Consider the following 18,725-nt stretch of genomic DNA (forward strand, 5'->3'; position numbering starts at 1 on the left):
GGGTTAGTGTTGAGGCCACCATAGGCCAAGCCGCCCGTGATGTAGATCAGGGTCCGGTCGAAGGCGTAGCCCAGGCGGGCGCGAACGGTGCCGAAATAGGCGCCATCGCCACTGCCCCCGCCGCCCCACCATGTATAGGGGCCCCAGGCGACACCGCCGCCCCCCGCGTCGACATACTGGATGTCGGTCTCGAGGCCGTACACGATGGCGCCAGATTGCCAGTTATAGCCGATCTGGGCACCACCGACGAACCGGCCGTCGCTGCTGCCACCACCCAACGAGGCCGACGAGACAGCCGTCGGGCCCGTGACGATGACACCTCCTGAATCACCCCATCCCACGCCGGCATTTAGGCCGACGTACAATCCGGTCCAAGTAAACACCGGTGCATACGTGACGACGGGCGGCGCGCGACTCGGAAGATCGGCCGCGAAAGCCGAGGTCGCAAGGCATGTTGCTATAGCAGTGGATACAAGGCGTAGACGCATGTGATCCTCCTCCATGCACTGTCAGCCTGTTATTGGTTGCACAGGAATCGATTAGCAGAAAGCTAACGAACACCAATTGCTGACGAAGGGAACCAAAATCAGGAGAGAAGTGTTATTTTCATCACTTGGGTGAAGCCGGAAAACTCGGCACTCGATCGCGCGGATACTTTAGAGATTGATTGTATACCGTTGGAATGTGTCCGCTTTTTAGGCTGCGACCGCTCGTTCTGACGATATCGACCATTGAAGTCGCGCGAACACTACCGAAGCCCGGATCTAGACGTGCAAGAGATTCGGAACGGTCTAGATCGGAAGTCTTGCGGCTCCATTCGTACGGCCGAAAGGCCGGAGTCCACTCCTGTGAAGATCCCCCATTTAGGCGAGGTCGACCGCTCGCTGTCGCAAATGAAACGGCTGTTCACATTGGCAAGGCGACGTCCAACTTCGCCGTAGGTGGCTGCGACATGCCGGCCCTGTTGGTGCGGCTTGGTGACGGCGACGCAGGGGTAGCGGGCGAGGTAGGCCAGTAAGGTCTCAAGACCACGCAAGGGCGGCTGGGCGTAGACACCGCTTCGGCCAGATGAGCGAGTTCACCATAAAACGCTGGGCGCCCTAATCGCGTGCAAGTCAGCGAGACCTTCAAGGAAGCGCGGAACAGGCGCGAGAGCACGCAGCGCAGGTGCAGACTCTAGTTCGACACTTGAATGCCCGCCTCCAAGGCTAGTCTACGTTCACGAATTGGGTCTGTTGCGATTCAAGCTGCATCGACTTTCAGAATTCCACGCCGAGCGGCCCAAGCCTCAAAATACTGTCCCTAAGGCCAATAGACGTTTCGGGTCGCGGCAGCCTTAGTTGCACTTGGATGCGAGCGCTGCTGCTATATGGAGAGTAGCGCGTCCCAGATTGCTGCGGCGCTGCGGTGTGGAACCCCGGGGTGCGAAGTTCTGTCAAAATGTTCCCATCACACGAGTAGGTGTCTTGGAACTTATGGCGTCGGTCCACCTAATAGCTGGTCGAAAAGCTAGGCGACCGCTGGTTGTCAAACCAACAGAAGCGAGCCACTGCCCAATCAATGACTGCTACAGGAAAGGAATGGTGGAATGAACAAGTCCCTAAATAAGGCTGATCTCCGCGTTCTTGGGCTGTTGAGCGGCATCGCTATGTTGACGCTCATGAGCGTGCCGTCTCGGGCACAGACAGCGGAGGATATGCAGGCCCGTTACCGTCGCGAGAGCATGGAGCAGGCCCTGCAAACCAAGCAACGGTTCGATCTTTACGGGCTTCGCTTTGATTCGGATAAGGCGACGATCGAGGCAAGTTCGAAAGGTCTTCTGGACGACATCACGACGACAATGCAGAGTTTCCCCGACTGGCGATTACGGATCATCGGGCATACGGATGCGACAGGCGATCCCGCGCCCAATGTTACCCTATCCCGAGAGCGTGCGGACGCGGTCAAGGCAGCGCTTGTCGAACGAGGCGTCGACACCCAAAGGCTGATAACGGCGGGTCTCGGAGAGAGCCTCCCTATTGCGAGCAACGAGACTTCCTCCGGTCGCGCGTTGAACCGCCGGGTGGAGTTAAGCAGGTTCACGGACTCTGCCGAAGCACGGAAAATGCTGAAGGCAATGTCTGACTTCCTCGTCGGGCAGAAAACGCTCTCCTTTGCCTTTGACTCCATGTTCGAGGTCGTGACGCCAACCGACCAGAAAATCGGCCTCGCGAGCTCCGGAGCCGTGACCCTCAGCCGCCCGGACAAGGTGCGCGCCACGCGAGCCGGTGGCTTTAGCGATGTCGAGATACTCTTTGACGGAAAAACCCTGACGCTGCTGGGCAAGAACGTAAACACATACGCTCAAATCGCAGCTCCAGGCACCGTCGACCAGATCATCGAGGAGCTCAAGGACAAACACAACAGGCCTCTGCCTGCATCCGACATTCTGCTGGGCAACGTGTTCGACGAATTGATCCAAGGGGTCTACGACGCCAAGGATCTTGGCAGCGGCGTCATCAATGGCGTCGAGTGTGATTCACTTGCTTTTCGCAAGGATGACGTGGACTGGCAGGTCTGGGTTGCGCAGGGCGCGCGCCCCTATCCGTGCCAGTTCTTGGTCACGTCCAAACTGACCAGTCAGGCGCCGCAATACAGCATTCAGTTCCGTGACTGGAAATTCGGCGGCGAGGTTGCGGCGGACGATTTTGTGTTCAAGAACGTCTCGAACGCACAGTCGATCGATCTGAAAGAGATCCAAGACAAGGTGGCGGATATGCCGTCACATTTCGTGAGGGGAGGTCAACAATGACAAGATCGAAGCGCGTATGGCTCTCCTTGGCCGCGTTGATCTTCGGAGCGATGGCGGCTGAGCTCGGGGAGCGGTACTCAGTCCCTGGAGTGAGTGGCTACACGTCGAGCGCAGCGGCCCGAGTTGGACGGCCGATGACGCCTGTCAGCGTCGCAGGTGCAGCGCGCAGAACAACGCGCCGTTGCGCGACGGGTGTATATAATTGTTGACTTTGGGCTCAACGTGCCGAGGCCCGGGACAGGTGCGAACCGTTCTTCATCGGCCGTCATCTCACGGCCTACCGCCTGTCCATAGCACCGGCGGTAGGCCAATTGTTTTGCGCCCTGACATTGCCTCAGTGAACGCTCTCACTGGTTCAGATCGCAAAGAAGCAATATCTCCCGTCGACGGCCGGTTCGTCGGCGGTGCCCAGCCGTCGAGTTCGGAGCGCGCCGACCGTGAACTGAGTTCCGGCGGGAGGGTGTAATGACCAATCCGAGGCCACCGGGGAAATCAGAACTGTCCACGCTGCACAGCGCATTTGCTTACTCGACCGACGCGTGGCAACGCGCGATCCTGTACCTCAATACAATGCGCAAGCGGGCCGGACAGTATGAGGAGCACGCGAACAGCTCGCTCCAAACGTACTCGACTATGAAGCGGAATTGATTGCGACGGGCGCAACCTCGCGCGCCCGCTCAACTACGTTTTGGCCGGCATCGTTCCCCCGCCCCAGATAGTCATCGACCAACGCAAGCGTCCCTTCGTTGTCGTCGATCCGCGCGCAAGCCATGGCCCCGGGATTGGCGGCTTCAGGGCCGACAGCGAAATCGGCGTTGCCCTGAAGGCGGGGCACCCGTGTTATTTTATCGGCTTCTTGCCCGATCCGATGCACGGCCAGATTGAGGACATCGCGCGCGCCGAGGCAATCTTCTTTGAGAAGGTCATCGAGCGGCATCCGGATGCTGAGGGCAAGCCTTGCGTAATCGGCAATTGCCAAGCTGGCAGGGCAGTCATGATCCTGGCATCGCTTCGCTAGGAGCTTTTCGGCCCAATTATGGTCGCCGGCACGCCGTTGTCCTACTGGGCTAGTGTCAGGGGTCAGTTTCCGACGCGGTACGCGAGGGGCTGCTCGGCGGCAGCTGGTTGACGGCGCTCGCAGGCGATCTGGATGCCGGCATCTTCCACGTCGCTTCGTTGGTTCAGAATTTCGAGAGGCAGAATCCCGCAAACACGCTTTGGTCGAAGCAGTACAATCTCTCTACTCAAAGATCGACTCGGAATCATATCGTTATCTCGGTTTCTAAAAATGGTGGAGCGGCTATGTAATTCTCAATTGCGAGGAAATGCAGCTCATCGTTGATGAACTGCTTGTTGGCAACAAGCTTGCGGCGGCGGCAATTCAGACCTCCGATGGCACGAGGATCGATTTACGCAACATTGCCTCCCGGATCGACGCATTGGCGCCTTGGCGGCATGATGATCGGCGTCAGGCTGCCTGAGGAGCGGCATTTTCGGCTGATTTCAGCGCCGATCCTGGATTTCGGGCAGGCTCATCCCATGGCCCTGACGCGTTTATTGAAGATCAGCCGGTCGAAGTTGTAGGCGATGTTGGCCAGGGTCAGTTTTGCCTCGGCGCGAGCCGGGCCAATGGTGCGGATGGACAGGCCGAACCTGTTCTTCTGATGGGCGAAGACGTGCTCGACCGCAGCCCGGATTGCCGACTTGCCAGCATTGGCGCGCGCGACATGCTGCGGCATCGGCCGTCCAGGCGGTTTGCGGCTGACCAGCATCTTCGCCGCCAGGCTTTTCTCGTTCGCCTGTGATCTGGGAGCGAAGCGTTGCGATCGAGCACTCGTGGACCTTGCTCGCAGGCTACGGTTTCTCCGGGGTGACCTTCTCCCAGGTCTTGTCCGGGTTGAAGCTCTGGATGCGCGCCGCGACGGAGCTCGTGCGCGGTCCGAGATCCTTCTGATAGACCGTGCCCTCGTGATTGAGCATGAAGCTCATCACACCGGAACGGCCATATTCGGCTGGATAAGCGAGAAGGGCAAAGCCCCCGAACATCTTGCCGCCAGCGGCATAGTCGATGGTTCCGCCCGGCGCCGCCGGGCCCTGACGTTTCAGAATTCTGTAGTAATAGCCGTTGTATGGCGCGCGCACGTCTTGRGCACTGTAGCCTTCAGCGGCSGCTTTTGCGGCAAATTCGCCCAGAGGGCTGGGCTCCTCCCCGGCAGCTGATTGCCAGTAGAGGCCATCCTTGGCGCCGGGTCTGCTGGTGATCCTCTGCGCATARACCCCCGCCCCCTGGCCCGTGCGGTCCTTAGMGGCATAGTCCCGCTGCGCATCGAGGACGGCGAGGCTGGTCTGGATCGCATCAAGCTCATTGCGGCCGATCCGTCGGGCGAGGATCTCTTTGCGACCCGCGTCCCCRTCGAATTGCCACCCCTTGCCGCTGCGAAGCAGCGGTATCGGGAAGGGAAACTCGTCCGCGCCGACCAACAATGTCGCCTTGTCGCCGTTCTCGCGGACGTCATGCCGGCTGTCAAAGGCCTCAAGAAAGCGCCGCCGCTCGGCGGCATCGGCGACATCGTCGCCGGACGAAAGCGTGTCGCGTCCGACAACGCCTACAATGCGTCGTAGACGCGTTGCGTCGTTGTTGCGCGCAGCGGCAACGAGAGCCGTCACGGCGTCGGAGGGGGATTTGAAAGGTTCCTGCGCGCTGCACGCCGTCGCCATTGCGATACCTGCGACGGCTCCCCCACAGAGCAGTCGTACGAGTTTGCGCGCAGCCGGCCATTTGATCATCATCGAACAGCTTCCTCAGTACTGACAGGCGTGGATCGAGCCATGCATCTCAGCTTCTCAGTGCACCACGGGCAGCAGCCCGCCTCCTGCCTGCCACTGCTCGAAGGTCTGGAAAGCTATGCCCAGCTGGCGGTAATCGACGCGCAGATACCCATCAGAGCCGCGGCTCACCGTCCACGGCGCCACATCCTGTACCTCCTGGGCGATAACGCCGACAAAGGCTCTCTGAGAGCCGCCATAGGCAAAGCGGTAGAAGCCAAGCCCGTTGTCGAGCCGTCCGAGCAGTACGACATCGTGCTTGAGCTGGATGTCGGAGCGACGTCCACCGCCGCCACCCCCGCGCCCTCCGCCGCCGCCCCCCCGTCCGCCGCCACCGTACCCGCCGCGCGACATCTGAGCGCCGCCGCCTCGCATCGCAGGTCCRCCGGCATGCATCGCCCGCGCGCCGCCGCCCGGCATGCGGCCCATGCTGGCATGCCCGCGCTGCGATTGCAGATTGGCGGCCCGGCCCGGCTGCATGTTGCCGAATGCGCTGTCGCGCGCAGGACCGGGGCGGTTGGCGCCTGCGGCAGGACGCTTCGGCTGCGTCGCGGCCCGTTGCGCGCCGCCGCGACCGGCATTTCCGCCGGGCCGGGCGCGGTCAGSCCCGGGCCGGTCTGACCGATTGCCGGCSCCTGCCCGATCCGCCGGCCCGCGATCAGGCCGATTGCCTGCATTCGCCCGCTCTCCGGGCCGTTGCTCCGGACGGGCGCCCGCGCCTGCATTGCCCAGGCCGTCGCGYGGCTGGAGCACCTGCTCACCGCTGCGGCCCCGAAAGTCCATCCGGCCCTCGCTGCCAGCGCGAAGGTTGTTGTTCGCGAACTTCTGCTGCACCGCGTTGTTGCGGTACTGAACGCCGTGTCGATGCTGGGGATTGTGCTCCCAATGGGTCACACGGTTGCGGTCGACATTGATGTTGTTGTTATTCCAGTTGACGTTTCCSCCCCAGTAATTGCCGGTATTCCAGCGTCCGAGCGCGTAAGCTGTTCCGAAGGCGATGCCCGTYGCAACCACSCCAGCGGCAACATAACCTCCTGCCGGGAAGTAATAGGGCGGATAGGCAGGATAGGGCCACGATCCGTAGACCACTCCGGGATCGTAGTAAGGCACGTAGACGGTACCGGGCACCGTGGGCTCGATCAGGATCGTCTGCTTGCCGCTCTCCTGCCGGACTGTAACCGTCTGCTGGGAGCCAGATGACAGCTTTTTGGCATCGTAAGCCCTGGTCCTCATCCTCTGGACACCGTCCATCACGTCAGGCTGCTGAGCCAGGACCGCGTCGCCGAGCTTCTGTGTCCAGTCGAGGTTCTTGCTCATCAGCTCAAGCACGGACGGAGTGGCCACCAGGGATTTAACGCTGACATCCCAAGGCTGTTTTTCGGCTGCGGCCTTGAGCTGGTCGCCCTTCAGCTTCTTGTTGGCCGTGACCCAGCGATCCGCCTGCACGACCTCGAGCGGATAACTCGCGGCCATCAGGACCTGAGCTAGCAGCGTGTCGGGATAGAGCGCGATGGGAGCGACCAGGGCGTCGAGYTCGGCGCTGCTCAGAAGCTGCTCGCTCTGCTCCGAAGGGACGGTGGCGGGCGGCGGGGGTTGAGGGGTTGGCGTCTGCGCCAGTGGTTGGGAGGCCATGCCACTCACGACGACGCAGGCGAGCACGATCCGCACAGACATGCGATTCTCCCGATTATGGGCACCAGCGCCGCCGGTGCTCATGAGACAACAACTTCGCTGACTTGGCCGCGCGACGCTCGAGCCGTTTACCGTCTGACCCCGTAGGACTGCTCTGCCGCACGGTGTGCGCGAAAGTCCTCGACGTTGGCGCGACCTTCAGCCATCGCCTTGTCCATCCGGCCATCCCGCTTCATTTTATAGTCGTCGTAGACGGAATCCATTGTACAGCCCGCCGTTTTATTGCAGGCGAGAGCTTTATCTTGGCCATACCAACCCAATATCACGGTCGTTATCAAGATCATTTCGAGGAAGAGAATTCTGATCATCGGCTCAACTCCTACCCCGGCGTGAGCGCCCCAGACGCGACGCCGATCCTCCCAACTGCCGTCGACATGCCCTCGCGGGGCCTGGCCAGATGTCTCCTCGATTTTAAACGAAAGCGCGCTGCAGAAACCTGTCCTCAAGGACAATACGCCACCGGCTCGGCTTGTGTTGAAGTCGCGCCCGATAACGCCGTGCGTTCCATGACTGGTGAAGAGGCGTCCTACCCGCATCGGACGACCAGCAAGGAGGGGATTTCGAGATGGACTCCATCGTTCGGGAATCGCGTTCCATCGATCATTTCTTCTCGGCACCGTCTGGCCGCACTGATCGCTGGCGGGATCTCCACGCGGTCGCACGCGCCTGGGTCAAGGATGCTCAGCTCCGAGGTGAGGTCGAGGCGGCGTTTGATGAACTCGGTGCGATTGARGGGTTCCACGCCTTTCCGGGTCAGGAGTTGATCGGCGCCCTGGGCGAGCGGCTSAAAAACGACGACGCAAACGGCTTCCTCGCCCTCGCCAAGCGAATTTCCCTGGCCATCATCACSGGCAACTACAAGCACGACGCGAAGGAATGGCAATCGGTCGACCTGTCGCTTTCGGAGCCGGTCGATGCCCTGCCCTCCTCGCTGGGGGAMGCGACTGCTTATCGGCCATATTTCGAGCTTCTGACCGTGACGCCGGCCCCCGCCGCACGCTGGCCGCACATGGCTAGCGAGTTCCGYCGACTAAGGCGGCCCGAGGACGCCTTCATCTACGAGACGGTCTTGGTCGACAGCCTGGAGGATGCGATCTGCGCAGCCGTGGTCAACCCCGATATCGGCGCTGTCATCATCTACGAGGGCTTTGCCCTCAAGTCCCGGCACGACGCCCCGGTGCTGCGCAAGTTGCTGGCGACCCAGCAACCGTTCCTCGACAAGGCCGACGAGGCCGATCTGGCACTGCGTCTCGCTGCGGGACTGAAGGCGATCCGGCCCGAACTAGACATCTACCTGTTATCGGACCGGCGCGTCGAGAAGCTCGCGGGCGACCCGCGCGCGGCGATGATCCGGCGCGTCATGTACCAGATCGAGGAGCCGCTGGAACTCCATCTCTCGGTGCTGGAAGGCATCAAGGCGCGCTACGAAACGCCGTTCTTCGACAATCTCAAGCTCTATGCGCAGCGACCCATCGGCACCTTCCACGCTCTCCCGATCGCGCGCGGCAAGTCCATCTTCCGCTCGCCGTGGATCCGCGACATGGGCCATTTCTACGGCATCAACCTTTTTCTCGCTGAGAGCAGCGCCACGACAGGCGGTCTCGACAGCCTTCTGGAGCCCACAGGCAACATCAAGCGGGCGCAGGAAATGGCCGCGCGCGCCTTCGGCGCCGATCAGGTGTTCTTCGTCACCAATGGCACAAGCACCTCCAACAAGATGGTGCTGCAGGCGCTGATCGCGCCTGGCGAYATCGTCATCCTCGACCGCAATTGCCACAAATCRCACCATTATGGCCTSGTGCTGTGCGGCGCACAGCCATTCTACGTCGARGCCTTCCCGATGCCGGAGCTCTCGATGTACGGCGCGGTRCCGCTGCGCACCATCAAGAAGGCCTTGCTCGACCTCGACGCCGAGGGGCGTCTCGATCGCGTCAAGATGGTCGATCTGACCAACTGCACCTTCGACGGCCACATCTACAACACCCGGCGCGTGATGCAGGAATGTCTCGCGATCAAGCCTGACCTGATCTTCCTCTGGGACGAGGCCTGGTTTGGTTTCGCGCGCTGGTCGCCCTTCCTGCGGCCGCGCACCGCGATGGGCGCGGCCGCCGACATCGAAGCCTGGATKCGCGAACCCGSTGCRGTCGCGCAATATGAAGAGCAGCGAAAGACGCTCGGSCCGAAGCCGTCYGTCGATACCCTGCTCGACACCCGGCTTGTGCCCGATCCGCGCGCTGTCCGGCTGCGCGTCTACCAGACGAACTCGACCCACAAATCAATGTCGGCGCTGCGGCAGGGCTCGATGGTGCTGGTCAAGGACGTCGATTTCCACAAGGTCGAGTCTCAATTCCACGAGGCGGTCTTCACGCATGCTTCGACCAGCCCGAACCAGCAACTGATCGCAAGCCTCGATGTCGCCCGCCGACAGATGGAACTCGAGGGCTATGGCCTGGTGATGAACGCCATAGAGGTCGCGCTGGACATTCGGCGCGAGGTCGCAACGCATCCGGTGATCTCCAAATACTTCAAGGTTGTTGGTGCGGACGGAATGGTGCCCGAGACATACCGTACAAGCGGCTTCGTCGATTTTCTCGCCCCTGAAASACGCTGGGACGATCAGCTGCGCAGTATGCGCGAAGACGAGTTCTGCCTGGATCCCACCCGGATGACGCTGGTTTGCGGCACGGCGGGATTTGACGGCACCTCGTTCAAGGGCCTGCTCGCCGCGCAGTACAATMTCCAGGTCAACAAGACCTCCCGTAATTCCGTGCTGCTGCAGTCAAACATCAACAACACCCGCAGTGACGTCGCACTTCTGATCGGCGTTCTGCTGAAGATCAGCAACGATATCGAGAAACGTCTAAGTCACGGCGGAGAAAACGAGCGCAAGGCTTTCGAGGCGCGCGTGCACAGCCTGATGAACGATGTGCCGGATCTTCCGGATTTCAGCCGGTTTGACGAGGCCTTTCGCGCCGATGCCGGCAAGACGACGCCGGAGGGCGATATGCGCACGGCGTTCTTCTCGGCCTATGCGGCGGAGAAATGCGAGTACGTTCCGATCGACAGCAAGGAATGCGACCGCCGCCTCGAGAGCGGTCCAGCCCTGATCTCGGCCAATTTCGTGATCCCCTACCCGCCCGGCTTCCCAATCCTGGTTCCGGGCCAGGTCGTGACGCACGAGACCATCGCCTTCATGCGCAAGCTCGATGTGAAGGAAATCCACGGCTACGAGAAAGCCAAGGGCCTCAAACTGCTCAAGCTCGACGCTCTCGCCGGAAAGAAGAAGTGAGATCGTCAGGTAAACCCAATTTCAARCGGGCCGCCCCGCAGAYCGGCGGGTCCGACTTCGGAAATAGGTGATCGGCATGTTCGACTGGTTCGTTGCCACACTACGCAGCTATCCCGAGATCGCGCTCTTTCTCTCACTGGCGATCGGCTACTATGTCGGCGGCTTCGCCTACAAGGGATTTAGTCTCGGAGCTGTGACCTCGACGCTGATCGCGGCGGTCGTGATCGGCCAGCTCGGCATTACGATCTCCCCCCATGTGAAGTCGACGTTCTTCCTGATGTTCCTGTTTGCGGTCGGCTACGGCGTCGGACCGCAATTCGTGAGGGGCATTGCCAAGGACGGCGCTCCCCAGGCGATCTTTGCAGTTGTCGTGACCGTGTTCTGCCTCGTAGTGCCCGTGATGATCGCCAAATTTGCGGGATATCATCCGGGATATGCAGCTGGTCTCTACGCCGGCACCCAGACGATCTCGGCCTCGATGGGCCTTGCGACCGACGCGATCAACCGTCTCGGTCTTTCTCCCGAACAGACCAAGGAGTATCTCGACGCGATGCCGGTCGCCTATGCGGTGACCTACATATTCGGCACCGTCGGCTCAGCCATGGTCCTGGCACTGTTGGGACCGAAACTTCTCGGCATCGACCTCGTCCAGGCCTGTAAGGACTACGAAGCCAGGCTTGGCGGAGGCAAAGAAATCGGCGGTCCGGGCTCGGTCTGGCGGCGTTTCGAGCTACGCGCCTTCCGGCTGCGAAGTGGCGCCCAGGTCGCCGGCATGCGCGCCGCGGACGCCGAAGCACTCGTGCCCGACGCGCGCGTCTTCGTAGAGCGTATCAGGCGCAATGGCATCATTGAGGATGCAACAACCGACACGATCCTGCAGGAAGGCGATATAGTGGCCGTTGCCGGGCCGCGCGAAGTGCTCGTCAATCTGATCGGCCAGAACGCCGAGGAGATCGAGGACCCGGAACTTCTCGATGTGAAGGCCGAAGGCGTCGATGTCTACGTCACCAGCAAGGACGCCGACGGCAAGACGCTCGCCGAGCTCTCTCGAATGCCGGCGGCCCGAGGTGTTTTTCTTAGAAAGATTGTTCGCGGTGCCACCGCCGTCAGCATCCCGATCCTGCGCGACACCGTGATCAATCGGGGCGACATTCTCACGGTGGTCGGGCGGACACAGGACATTGCCGCGATCGCAAAGGTCGTCGGCCACGCCGACCGCCCAAGCGACGTCGCCGATGTCGCCTTCATCGGCGCTGCCATCACGCTCGGTGCGTTGATCGGGGCGCTCGTCTTCAAGGTTGGCGGCGTCCCGCTGACGCTCTCTACCGCTGGCGGCGCACTGATCTCGGGCCTCGTCTTCGGCTGGCTTCGCTCCGTGCGCCCCATCTTCGGTCGCATTCCAAGCTCGACGGTCTGGTTCATGAATTCGGTCGGACTCAACATCTTTATCGCCGTCGTCGGCATCTCCGCAGGTCCGGGCTTCGTCAAGGGACTGCAGACTCAAGGCGTCGGCCTGTTTCTCTGGGGCGCGCTGGCGACGACGATCCCGCTGATCCTGGCCATGTTCGCCGGCAAATACATCTTTCGTTTCGACCCTGCGATCCTGCTCGGTGCCTGCGCCGGGGCCCGCACCACGACAGCCGCTCTCGGCATGGTCTGCGAGACGGCAGGCAGCCAGGTTCCGGCACTCGGCTACACCGTGACCTACGCCGTTGGAAACACGCTTCTGACGATCTGGGGCATGGTGATCATCATTCTCATGACGTGAAGAAACGAGCGCCTGCGATCTCAGCTCTCAACGGGAGAATGTCATGGATCCTGTCATACTGCGCAGCTTCGAGAAGCTCAGCCCCTTCGAGATCAAGGACGAGCTGATCCGCCTCGCCAAGCTGACCGCGCAAGAGTCGTCGATCGCGCTTCTGAATGCAGGCCGCGGCAACCCGAACTGGGTGGCGATGACACCGCGCGAGGGTTTCTTCCTACTCGGTCAGTTCGCGATCACCGAAAGCCGCCGCGTGATGAACAAGCCGGCCGGGATCGGCGGCATGCCCAAGCCCGACGGCATCGCGGGGCGGCTGGAGAACTGGCTGGACGCGCATGCCGAGGCGCCCGGCGCCAGCTTCCTGAAGCAGATGGTGGCCTTCGCCGTGAAGAAGTTCGACTTCAAGCCCGACGCGTTCGTGCACGAGCTCGTCGACTCGATCATCGGCGACAACTACCCGGTGCCCGACCGCATGCTCGTCCACAACGAGCGTATCGTGCACGAATATCTGATGTGGGCGATGTGCGGCGAGCCCCGTCCTCCGGGTCAGTTCGATCTCTATGCCGTCGAGGGCGGCACGGCGGCAATGTGCTACATCTTCAAGTCGCTGAAGGCCAACCGCCTGCTGAATGCCGGCGACACGATCGCGCTCGCGACGCCGATCTTCACACCCTATCTCGAAATGCCGCATCTCGAGGATTATGGCCTCGAGGTCGTCTCGGTGGCTGCGCCGCAGGAGAACCGCTTCCAGTTCACGGACGAGGAGCTGAAGAAGCTCGAAGACCCCAAGATCAAGGCGTTCTTCGTAGTCAATCCCGGCAATCCCTATGCGGTCGCGCTGAGCGAGGAGACCATCGCCAAGATCGTCAGGCTGGTCGAGACGAAGCGTCCCGACCTCCTCCTGCTGACCGACGACGTCTACGGGACTTTCGTGAAAGGGTTCCGCGGCCTGCTCGGCGCGCTGCCGCGCAACACGATCGGCGTCTACTCCTACTCGAAGTATTTCGGCTGCACCGGCTGGCGGCTCGGCGTCATCGCCATCCACCCGGAGAACATCTTCGACAAGGCGATCGCCAGGCATCCCGAGAAGATCCTGCAGGCGCTCGACAAGCGCTACGGCCCCCTGACGCTGAAGCCGCGCGAGATGAAGCTGATCGACCGCATCGTCGCCGACAGCCGCGACATCGCGCTCAACCACACCGCCGGGCTCTCCCTGCCGCAGCAAGTGATGATGTCGTTGTTCTCGCTCTCGGAGATGATGGACGAGGCGAAGCTCTACCAGAAGACCTGCATGGACATCGTCAGGAACAGGGCCGACCGCCTGATCGAGGGGCTCGGCATCGAGGTGCCGGAGAACCTGCTGCATGACCGCTATTACGGCCTGGTCGATTTCGAGTTCTGGGCCAACAAATACGTCGGCCCGGAGGTCGTCGCCTACATGAAGGAGCACATCCACCCGCTCGATATCGTGTTCCGGCTCGCCGAGGACCACGGCATCGTGCTCCTGAACGGAGGCGGCTTCCACGCACCCAACTGGTCGGTGCGCGTATCTTTCGCCAATCTCGATGACGAGGTCTACAGCCAGATCGGGCGTGCGACGCGCGCGGTCGCGCGCGGCTACCGGCAGGCCTTCGACGCCTACAATCTCGCACTCTCGACCGTGAAGGCAACGGGCGCCGGTTTGCCGGCCAAGGGAGCGGCCAAAGAGAAGGCGAGCTGACGGCCAGGCGTCCTCCTGCCCGAACCGAACAGGCGCGGCCGCCTCCCAGCGCAGCCGCAGCCCCGTGCTTCCGCCGAGAGAGCCAGCATGCGTTTCGTCGTCGAAGCCCTGCAGAACAACCCCGAGCTCGCCGTCTTTCTGACGATTGCGCTCGGGTTCGCGATCGGCAAGCTGACATTCGGTGGCTTCAGCCTGGGCGTCGTCGTCGGCTGTCTTCTGGCAGGCGTCCTGGTCGGACAGCTCGACATCAAGGTCCCGGCCATCGTCAAGGCGGTATTCTTCGACCTCTTCCTGTTCACCACCGGGTACAAGGTGGGGCCGCAGTTCTTCCGCGCCCTCAAGAAGGATGCTCTGCCGCAGATGGCGCTGACGGTGGTCCTGTGCGTGACCTGCCTCCTCGTGGCCCTGACCTTCGCCAACCTGCTCGGCTACGACATGGGGACCGCGGCAGGGTTGCTGGCGGGGGCCTTCTCGGAATCGACGGTCATCGGCACAGCGGGCGAGGCCATCCAACGGCTCGACCTCCCTCAGGCCGAGCGCACGGCGCTCATCAACAATATCCCCGTCGCCTACGCCGTCACCTATCTGATCGGGACAACCGCCTTGGTCTGGTTCTTGCCGAAGGTCGGCCCGAGACTGATGGGCATCAACCTCCGCGAGGAGGCGGCTGCGCAGCGCAGTGAGATGCCTGGATCGGCCGCGGAGACGGAAGGCGTCACCTCTGCCGCGCGCCTGTTCGACGTTCGGGCCTACCGGGTCGAGAACCCCAACCTGCTAAGCAAGACGGTAGCCGAACTGGAGAGCCTGCCTAGGACTTCCCGGGTCTTCGTGCTGCGCGGGCGCAGCGGCGATACCCTGTTCGATCCGACCTCGGATCATCGAGTCCAGGAGGGGGACGTTATCGCAGTCATGGCGCGCCACGAGATCCATGCCGCGCATGGCGATCTCATCGGCGCCGAGGTCAGCGATCCCGAGCTTCTGGACATTCCGATCGAAGCGCTCGATGTGATCGTGACCAGCCGCAAAATCGACGGCAGATCCCTGGCCGAACTCGCCGAGGACCACTTCACGCGCGGCGTATTTCTGGCGAAACTGACGCGCGCGGGCATCGCCATGCCGATCAGCCCGACGACGCATCTCAACCGGGGCGACATGCTGGCCCTGATGGGGCCGATCGCCGAGGTCGAGCGCGTGGCAGCCGCTGTCGGCTATCCCGACAGGCGCACTGCGGCGACGGACATGGTCTTCGTGGGACTGGGCATTTTCCTGGGCGGGCTGTTCGGCCTGCTCTCGGTGGTCGTCTGGGGTGTACCGCTGACGCTGACGGCGAGCGGCGGCGCCTTGTTCATGGGCCTGCTGTTCGGCTGGCTACGCTCCGCCTATCCCTTTTTCGGCCGCATCCCCGAAGCGGCAATCTGGATCTTCGATACCGTCGGACTCTGCATGTTCATCGGCATCGTCGGCCTTGGCGCAGGTCCCAGTTTCGTCGCCGGCCTGAAATCGACCGGTCTCAGTCTCGTAGCCGTCGGCCTGGTTTCGGCGCTTCTCCCCCACACCGTGGGAATCCTGTTCGGTCGCTACGTCTTGAAGATGAACCCGCTCATCGTGCTCGGAGCCTGCGCTGGCGCCGGCACGATCACCGCCGCTCTCAGGGCGATACAGGACGAGGCGCAGAGCAGCATCCCGGCACTGGGCTACACGGTTCCCTATGCGATCGGCAACATTCTGCTGACGGCCTGGGGACCTGTCCTGATTGCGCTGATGGCAAGCTGATCACGTACGCAGATGAGGTGGCAGTCCAGCATCGGCCTTGGAGGTCCCAATGCTCTACGCACTACGCCCTCTCCTCGTGGTCTCCCCGCAACCTAGCTGATGGAGGGTACCATGAAGTTCCCGATCGCATTGGCGGCTCTCGTCGCCACCTTCGTCTCCGTAGAAGGCGGAGATGCCCGAGCTGTGGTTTACTGCCAGTATGTCGGCTATCCCACCGGCTGCATTGCCAGGGCTGGCGTCGTACTGCGGCCCCGCCCGGTCGCCCGCGCCGTTGCGACACCGGGCGTCGGCGCACCGGGGGTGGGAGTGCGGCCAGGAACGCCGGCGAACCGCGGCGGACCCGTCAATCGGGCGGGCAGGCGCTGAGAACGCGGACGCGGCTGTCCGGCGCCAGCTCTGATGGTACCAATTCTGGCTGAGTGCGAACCGCGGATTTCTGCTTCATGGAAGCTTTTGATGAGCGCAAATGAGACGGAAATCCGTTACCGGCAAAGCGCCGCAGAGCAGGTGATCGAGGACACCCGGCGGGTGACGCGCAAGCAGCACTCGTCCGCGGAGAGGATCGGGGTTGTGCTGGAAGGGCTTCACGGCGAGGAGAGCATCGCCGCGCTGTGCCGGCGTGAAGGGATTGCCGAGAGCCTCTATTACACGTGGTCGAAGGAATTCCTGGAAGCCGGCAAGAAGCGGTTAGCCAGCGACACGGCGTGCGCTGTCACCAGCGACGAGGTCAAGGCGGTGCGCAAGGAAGCGCGCGAGCTGAAGAGGTTGTCGCCGAGCTGTGAATACTGAAAGAGCATGATCGCGGATGGGGGCGACGACGCATGAGATAACCCGGATCCGAGAAACCCGAGATCATCTAGCTGGTCGAGCGGTCTCATCCGTCGGCGCGGTGCACGCTGCAGAAGCTGGGCATAGCACGCTCGACCTTCAATCGCTGGTATGAGCACCTCCTGGTCGGTGGCATCGAGGCGCTCGAGGGCCGCAAGCCGCGACCGAATCGGGTTTGGAACCGCATTCCCGACGGCTACGCGAGCAGATCCTCGACCTGGCGCTTCGCTCAAGCTTGAGAGCACAACCGCAGACGACGACGAGAGATGAGTAATCCCTAAGGGTAAGTAGCGCGTACCAAATCGCATTTGCGATGCATGGTCGCTAATTTTGAAATCAGCCCAGAAGCGATGCCCCGTGGTCCATTTATGCGATTGACGACGGAGGTCTGCTTGAGACTCTGAAAGGAGGTTTAAGTGCCATGCCGTTTCGAACGATCACTTCTGAAGAGCTCGCGAAACTGGCTGCAACTTTTGAAGCAGCGTGGATGGGCGTCACCAGCGTGCAAAGCATTCGTGCGCAGCCGCAATCCGCAGCCCGCAAGCGCCTCGCCGGCATTATCTTTGAACTCTACCCGGTGGCTCCGGGGGAGATGCTCGCCGGCCGCGCGGTTGAGCGCTACCTTGAACTCGAGACCGCGGTCCCTTGGGGCCATCCTTCGAATTAGACCTTCTCGCCCTCTAGCTGCGCCCAGAGCACGCACGCCACGAGGTCGTTGACCAATTGCGCATCAGGCGCGAACTGCGACAGGCAGGCGGAGGATCCCCATGAGACACGTTCGCAGCGATGAAGGGTGGCCTGACCGCACGTCTACCGTCCTAATGCTATTGTCATGGGTGATGGTCGCCGTCGCGATCGGCCTATTCATTTGGCTCCTGTAGAGCGTTGCCGCCCGCGTCGTCGTCGAAGCTGCGGCTCCATTCATTGACCGCCGCTTCGAGGCTCGCCAGTTCGGCTTCCTCTGGTGTGCCTTCCAACGCGCCTTGCAACTCGTGAATCCGTGCAATCGCCTGCTCGTATTCTACTTGGCTCGTGATGGTGATGAACGCGGCCACGGTGGTCCTCCCGCCTCCTGAACCTCTCAGGTCTGAGCCCCCGAGCCCATGCCGCTTGCCCGTCCTATCTGCAGCGCTTGATAGTGCTTGTAGATGCTCATACGGGACTGGAGCCGCTTGCCGCCGCAGCGCGAGCACCGAAAATGCTGCCAGATGTTGATAACGCGCTTGCGGTGCGGCAGGATTGGGGCGCTTGGATTGCAGATGCCAATCGCTCGCGCGGCTTCCTGCGGAGCGATTTCTTCACAGGAGCAGACTCCAGCCTTTCGGCCGCCGCAGGCAGGCATTACACGTGGAGGCGCAAGACTTAAGTTCTCGACCGTTCTGCATCTCTCGCGCGTCTGGCTCCGGGATACGGTAGTGCTCGCGAGGCTTCAATGGCTGACATCATCAAAACGCGCCGATCGCAGGTTGAAAAGTGCTCACATCACAACATCATACAATGATGTCCTGAAGTATCCGCGCCATCGAGCGCCGAGTTTTCAGATTTCCACAAGTGACGAAAATATCACTGCTCTCCTGATTTTGGTTTCGTTCGTTAGCAATTGCTCATCGTCAACTTTCTGCTAATCGTTTCCTGTGCAACCAATAACTGGCTGACTGTGCATGGAGGAGGATCTCATGCGTCTACGCTTTGTATCCACTGCAATAGCAACATGCCTTGCGACCTCGGCTTTCGCGGCCGATCTTCCAAGTCGCGCGCCGCCCGTCGTCACGTATGCACCGGTGTTTACTTGGACCGGATTGTACGTCGGCCTAAATGCCGGCGTGGGATGGGGTGATTCAGGAGGTGTCATCGTCACGGGCCCGACGGCTGTCTCGTCGGCCTCGTTGGGTGGTGGCAGCAGCGACGGCCGGTTCGTCGGTGGTGCCCAGATCGGCTATAACTGGCAATCTGGCGCAATCGTGTACGGCCTCGAGACCGACATCCAGTATGTCGACGCGGGGGGCGGCGGTGTCGCCTGGGGCCCCTATACATGGTGGGGCGG

Annotated in this window: 12 protein-coding genes and 4 pseudogenes; 10 read left to right on the plus strand and 6 right to left on the minus strand. The window is 61.9% G+C overall.

Going from position 1 to position 18,725, the window contains the following annotated elements:
- The coding region (locus AC1D2L_RS25220) for an outer membrane protein (RefSeq protein ID WP_476848651.1) at positions 1–365 on the minus strand (365 nt) is incomplete at its 3' end.
- Positions 366–1,588: 1,223 nt separating this feature from the next.
- Between AC1D2L_RS25220 and AC1D2L_RS25225 the strand changes: the two genes are divergently transcribed.
- Together AC1D2L_RS25225 and AC1D2L_RS25230 are read left to right on the plus strand one after the other, a co-directional pair.
- On the plus strand, positions 1,589–2,791 hold the full coding sequence (locus AC1D2L_RS25225) for a DUF2092 domain-containing protein (protein WP_476848652.1): 1,203 nt from the start codon (positions 1,589–1,591) through the stop codon (positions 2,789–2,791).
- Positions 2,792–3,256: 465 nt separating this feature from the next.
- Positions 3,257–4,224 (plus strand): annotated as a pseudogene (locus AC1D2L_RS25230) (DUF3141 domain-containing protein); the annotation flags it as partial.
- A 99-nt stretch (positions 4,225–4,323) separates the two neighbouring features.
- Here AC1D2L_RS25230 and AC1D2L_RS25235 read toward each other — a convergent pair.
- The 4 genes and pseudogenes from AC1D2L_RS25235 to AC1D2L_RS25250 form a co-directional block, all read right to left on the minus strand.
- Positions 4,324–4,605: pseudogene (locus AC1D2L_RS25235) on the minus strand (transposase); the annotation flags it as partial.
- A gap of 40 nt (positions 4,606–4,645) precedes the next feature.
- A complete protein-coding gene (locus AC1D2L_RS25240; protein ID WP_476848653.1) occupies positions 4,646–5,581 on the minus strand; it encodes a DUF2950 domain-containing protein in 936 nt (311 codons plus the stop codon).
- Positions 5,582–5,635: 54 nt separating this feature from the next.
- Positions 5,636–7,291, minus strand: a complete 1,656-nt coding sequence (locus tag AC1D2L_RS25245) for a DUF3300 domain-containing protein (RefSeq protein WP_476848654.1) — start codon at positions 7,289–7,291, stop codon at positions 5,636–5,638.
- Between the two features lie 86 nt (positions 7,292–7,377).
- Positions 7,378–7,617: a hypothetical protein gene (locus AC1D2L_RS25250; RefSeq protein WP_476848655.1), complete on the minus strand. Its 240-nt coding sequence runs from the start codon at positions 7,615–7,617 to the stop codon at positions 7,378–7,380.
- Positions 7,618–7,874: 257 nt separating this feature from the next.
- Here AC1D2L_RS25250 and AC1D2L_RS25255 point away from each other — a divergent pair, with 257 nt between their 5' ends.
- The 7 genes and pseudogenes from AC1D2L_RS25255 to AC1D2L_RS25285 all read left to right on the plus strand — a co-directional run bounded on the left by AC1D2L_RS25255 (position 7,875) and on the right by AC1D2L_RS25285 (position 17,348).
- The gene (locus AC1D2L_RS25255) at positions 7,875–10,598 is read left to right on the plus strand and encodes a decarboxylase (protein WP_476848656.1); all 2,724 of its coding nucleotides are present in this window, start codon (positions 7,875–7,877) and stop codon (positions 10,596–10,598) included.
- A gap of 76 nt (positions 10,599–10,674) precedes the next feature.
- Entirely contained in the window at positions 10,675–12,366 is a 1,692-nt protein-coding gene (gene aspT / locus AC1D2L_RS25260) for an aspartate-alanine antiporter (RefSeq protein ID WP_476848657.1), read from the plus strand.
- A gap of 43 nt (positions 12,367–12,409) precedes the next feature.
- Positions 12,410–14,080, plus strand: a complete 1,671-nt coding sequence (locus AC1D2L_RS25265) for a bifunctional aspartate transaminase/aspartate 4-decarboxylase (protein WP_476848658.1) — start codon at positions 12,410–12,412, stop codon at positions 14,078–14,080.
- Between the two features lie 87 nt (positions 14,081–14,167).
- Positions 14,168–15,853 carry an aspartate-alanine antiporter gene (aspT, locus tag AC1D2L_RS25270; RefSeq protein WP_476848659.1) on the plus strand — a complete coding sequence of 562 codons (1,686 nt, stop codon included), beginning with the start codon at positions 14,168–14,170 and terminating at the stop codon, positions 15,851–15,853.
- A gap of 111 nt (positions 15,854–15,964) precedes the next feature.
- Positions 15,965–16,219 (plus strand): hypothetical protein, encoded by a 255-nt coding sequence (locus AC1D2L_RS25275; protein WP_476848660.1) that lies wholly within the window; start codon positions 15,965–15,967, stop codon positions 16,217–16,219.
- A gap of 90 nt (positions 16,220–16,309) precedes the next feature.
- A pseudogene (locus AC1D2L_RS25280) lies at positions 16,310–16,949 on the plus strand (transposase); the annotation flags it as partial.
- A gap of 153 nt (positions 16,950–17,102) precedes the next feature.
- Positions 17,103–17,348, plus strand: coding sequence for a hypothetical protein (locus AC1D2L_RS25285; protein ID WP_476848661.1), 246 nt, complete (start codon positions 17,103–17,105; stop codon positions 17,346–17,348).
- Positions 17,349–17,541: 193 nt separating this feature from the next.
- Here AC1D2L_RS25285 and AC1D2L_RS25290 read toward each other — a convergent pair whose 3' ends face one another.
- Positions 17,542–17,736, minus strand: a complete 195-nt coding sequence (locus AC1D2L_RS25290) for a hypothetical protein (protein WP_476848662.1) — start codon at positions 17,734–17,736, stop codon at positions 17,542–17,544.
- Between the two features lie 744 nt (positions 17,737–18,480).
- On the opposite strand from AC1D2L_RS25290, the pseudogene AC1D2L_RS25295 reads away from it, so the two are divergent.
- Positions 18,481–18,725 (plus strand): annotated as a pseudogene (locus tag AC1D2L_RS25295) (porin family protein); the annotation flags it as partial.

Source organism: Allobosea sp. P1_B10 (assembly GCF_056406735.1).

Coding starts and splice junctions, on each gene's coding strand:
- AC1D2L_RS25250 (WP_476848655.1), bottom strand. CDS start 7,617: ATGATCAGAATTCTCTTCCTCGAAATGATCTTGATAACGACCGTGATA.
- AC1D2L_RS25265 (WP_476848658.1), top strand. CDS start 12,410: ATGGATCCTGTCATACTGCGCAGCTTCGAGAAGCTCAGCCCCTTCGAG.
- AC1D2L_RS25225 (WP_476848652.1), top strand. CDS start 1,589: ATGAACAAGTCCCTAAATAAGGCTGATCTCCGCGTTCTTGGGCTGTTG.
- AC1D2L_RS25275 (WP_476848660.1), top strand. CDS start 15,965: ATGAAGTTCCCGATCGCATTGGCGGCTCTCGTCGCCACCTTCGTCTCC.
- AC1D2L_RS25285 (WP_476848661.1), top strand. CDS start 17,103: ATGCCGTTTCGAACGATCACTTCTGAAGAGCTCGCGAAACTGGCTGCA.
- aspT (WP_476848657.1), top strand. CDS start 10,675: ATGTTCGACTGGTTCGTTGCCACACTACGCAGCTATCCCGAGATCGCG.
- aspT (WP_476848659.1), top strand. CDS start 14,168: ATGCGTTTCGTCGTCGAAGCCCTGCAGAACAACCCCGAGCTCGCCGTC.